Origin of the sequence: Streptomyces sp. T39 (genome assembly GCF_008042045.1) — a bacterium.
GTDB lineage: Bacteria > Actinomycetota > Actinomycetes > Streptomycetales > Streptomycetaceae > Streptomyces.
On record NZ_RDBP01000142.1, the window covers coordinates 1 to 2,923 of the forward strand.

A 2,923-nucleotide genomic window follows, 5' to 3' on the forward strand; every position below is an offset into this window, starting at 1 on the left:
ACCTACACCACCCCCGCCGTCACACACCGGCTCGCCGCCTGACCGAAGGAGTCCACGATGACCACCACCACACCCGCCCCCGCCAGCACCGACCCGCAGACCGACCGGAACCTCACCGAGGCAGCCATGACCGTCGCCGGGGAAGTCGCCCGCACCGACGCCAAAGCATCACTGTTACTCGCATTCGCGGGCGCGGTGCTCGCCGGCCTCGTATCCGCGGCCCGGCGGGACTGGCCCCTGCCCGCTCAACTGGCCGGCAGCGGCGCCGGACTGACGCTCGCCGCGGCGGCCGTGCTCCTGCTCCTGGTCGTCCGCCCTCGTCTCCGAGGAGACGACCGCAGCTCATTCCCCTACTGGGCCCGTCTCGACGACGACGAGATCCGCGCCGGCCTCAGCACCGACACCCGCGCAGCCCGCATCCGCGTCCTCTCCCGGATCGCGCTGCGCAAGTACACGCTCCTGCGCCGAGCCGTCGACCTCACCCTCACCGCCCTGGCGCTCCTCGCCCTGGCCGCAGCCGGAGCCGCCCTGTGAATCCCGATGCCGAGCCGGGCCACCTGGTCCTCGCCGTCCGGCGCACCGACCGCTGGGGCGACACCGGCCTCGCCGTGTTCCTCCCCTGCCCGGTCGACACCGACTGCCCCGGTCCCGCCTGGGCCCCCGTCGAAAGCCTGGCCGACCTCCATTCCGTGGCCGTCGGAGACCTCGATGCCCACCCCCGCATCGCCTGCGCGGTTCACGGACTGCCCAACGCCTGACAGTCCTCGCCATGGCAATGCACCGTTCAGCCCTGTACGCAAGAGCGTGCAGGCTCGTCGAGTTGTGAGTGAGAGGGAGTCACGACCACTGCCGTCATCGCCGTCATCGGCACGCTGGCCGGTACCGTCCTCGCGGCCCTGGCCCAGGGCCGCGCCACCCGCATGACCCTGGCCGGCACCGAGGCAACCGCCCGCCGCCAGCACGCCGTCGACGCCGTCGCCACCCTGGTATCCGCGATCGCAGCACACCGCGCCGCGATGTGGCACCGCGAGTCCCTGCGCCTCGACGGCGACGACTGGACTGACGCCCGCGCAGCCAGCCAGGCCACCCGCGCCGCGATCAGCGCCCCGGCCGTCCAAGTCGCCGTGCTGCTGCCCGCGCTGCGGCCCGCCGCCGACGCGGCGGCCGAAGCGGTCTACGCCCTGCGCGGCGCCGCCACCCTCACCGCACTCGCCGACGCGCGGGCCGCATCGCTCACCGCTGACGAACGCCTCGTCGCCGAAGCCGGCCGACTGCTGGCCGTCTAACAGCCCCGACGCATGCCCCCTGCCGTACAGCCGTGATGTCCCTGGCCCTGTCCGTCCCGCTCGGGACGGGCAGGGCCTTTTTGTGTTTTCAGGGACGTGCGGTGCTGCCGGTCTTCTTTACGGCGTAAAGAAGACCGGCAGCAGACTGTCCCACCAGCTCCCGTGGTGGGGCGCTCGGGGTCCTGCGGCATGTCCTTGCCCTCGGTTGGGCGGCTGGCGCCGGCCACCCCGGGTGCGCCTGGCTCTTTACGGCGTAAAGACTGCCCTGTGTCATGGGCGCAGCGCCGGCGGTCGCTAAGCTCCAGCCCGAGACGGCAGCAAGACCTACCTGGAGTACGAATGGCCGGCGCACAGAACGACGGGCTCTCCCTGGCGGAGCGGCGCAAGCAGCTCGCGGCCAAGCGGGCGCAGGAGGAAGCCGCAGCGAACCCTCAGGGAGCGCCGGCTGACGGCACGAACGCCACACCGGAACTCGCCCTCGACTCCCTTGTCCACAACCCGCGCAACGCCCGCCAGGGCATGGAAGGCGTGGACGGCCTTGCGGACACCTACGAGGCGACGGGCGTCCTGCAACCCTGCCTGGTTATTCCGGTGGAGACGTTCCGGACGGCCTTCCCTGAGAATGCGGCCGAACTCCCGGCCGGGGCCCACGTGGTCATCGGCGGCAACCGCCGTCTGGCAGCTGCCAGGAAAGCGGGACTGTCGACCCTGCCTGTGCACGTGAGCACCAAGCTGACGACGCGGGAGGACATCCTCGTCGCGGCCGCTACGGAGAACATCGCGCGCGAGGAGCTCAAGCCCTTCGAGGAACTCGCCACGATCGAGGAACTCAAGGCGGAACTCGGCACCTACGATGCCGTCGCCAAGAAGCTGGGCAAGACCCCCGGATGGGTCTCCCAGCGCCGCCGCCTGCACAGCCTCCAGCCCGAACTCCGCCAGGCGCTCGAAACGCGGGCCCCCGGCATGACCATCGAACTCGCCCGCGACCTCGGCAAGATCAAGGACCGCAAAGAGCAGCTCAAGGCATGGCACGCCGCGGAGCGCTCCGCGAATCGCTCTGCCAACCCGTCAACCGGGAAGCAACCCAAGGCGAAGAAGCCCAGCAAGGTACCCGCCCAGGGAGGGTCCGGCGACGCAGCCGGCTCCCCGCCGGAAGACGCCGCGGTGAAGGCCAGGCGCGAAGCCTGCGTCCTCGCCATCGCCGCGGGCGCAGGCGACCTCGCCCGCCTCTTCGTCATCGCCGCCCAGGCGCCGGCTGATCCCGACGAAGCCGTTGCGCTCGCCGGACAGTGGCTCACCGAAACCGCCGTAGGGCCCTCCGCGCTGGACCTGACGAACCTGTCCGGCGAGGAAGGCACCGACCGCCAGAAGCAGGGCGCGCTCGCGCTGGCCCTCGCCCGCTGCGAAGTCCCCATGACCCGAACCGACGGCACCGACTCCACCCACGCCCGCGCCTACGCGGACTGGCTGGAGACTCACACCGACTACCAGCCCACCGACCACGCGCCCGCTCCGACGGCGTAGAGCGGAGTGCACATGAGCACCGACACCATGACCCCGCCCGCCGACACGGGCCTCCCGACCCGTGTCCTCACGCTCGCCAGCGGCTCGGCCGGCTCCGGCAAGAGCACCCTGGC

4 protein-coding genes are annotated in these 2,923 nt (G+C 71.7%); all 4 read left to right on the top strand.

The window, feature by feature from the left end:
• The first annotated feature begins 57 nt into the window (after nt 1–57).
• Nucleotides 58–534, top strand: coding sequence for a Pycsar system effector family protein (locus EAO77_RS36220; protein ID WP_147992542.1), 477 nt, complete (start codon nt 58–60; stop codon nt 532–534).
• Nucleotides 531–758: a hypothetical protein gene (locus EAO77_RS36225; RefSeq protein ID WP_147992543.1), complete on the top strand. Its 228-nt coding sequence runs from the start codon at nt 531–533 to the stop codon at nt 756–758. Before EAO77_RS36220 ends, EAO77_RS36225 begins: the two co-directional genes overlap by 4 nt.
• 162 nt (nt 759–920) lie before the next feature.
• A complete protein-coding gene (locus EAO77_RS36230; RefSeq protein WP_261994310.1) occupies nt 921–1,286 on the top strand; it encodes a protein kilB in 366 nt (121 codons plus the stop codon).
• Nucleotides 1,287–1,625: 339 nt separating this feature from the next.
• Nucleotides 1,626–2,810 carry a ParB/RepB/Spo0J family partition protein gene (locus EAO77_RS36235; RefSeq protein WP_187283574.1) on the top strand — a complete coding sequence of 395 codons (1,185 nt, stop codon included), beginning with the start codon at nt 1,626–1,628 and terminating at the stop codon, nt 2,808–2,810.
• Nucleotides 2,811–2,923 lie beyond the last annotated feature (113 nt).

Coding starts and splice junctions, on each gene's coding strand:
- EAO77_RS36220 (WP_147992542.1), top strand. CDS start 58: ATGACCACCACCACACCCGCCCCCGCCAGCACCGACCCGCAGACCGAC.
- EAO77_RS36230 (WP_261994310.1), top strand. CDS start 921: ATGACCCTGGCCGGCACCGAGGCAACCGCCCGCCGCCAGCACGCCGTC.
- EAO77_RS36235 (WP_187283574.1), top strand. CDS start 1,626: ATGGCCGGCGCACAGAACGACGGGCTCTCCCTGGCGGAGCGGCGCAAG.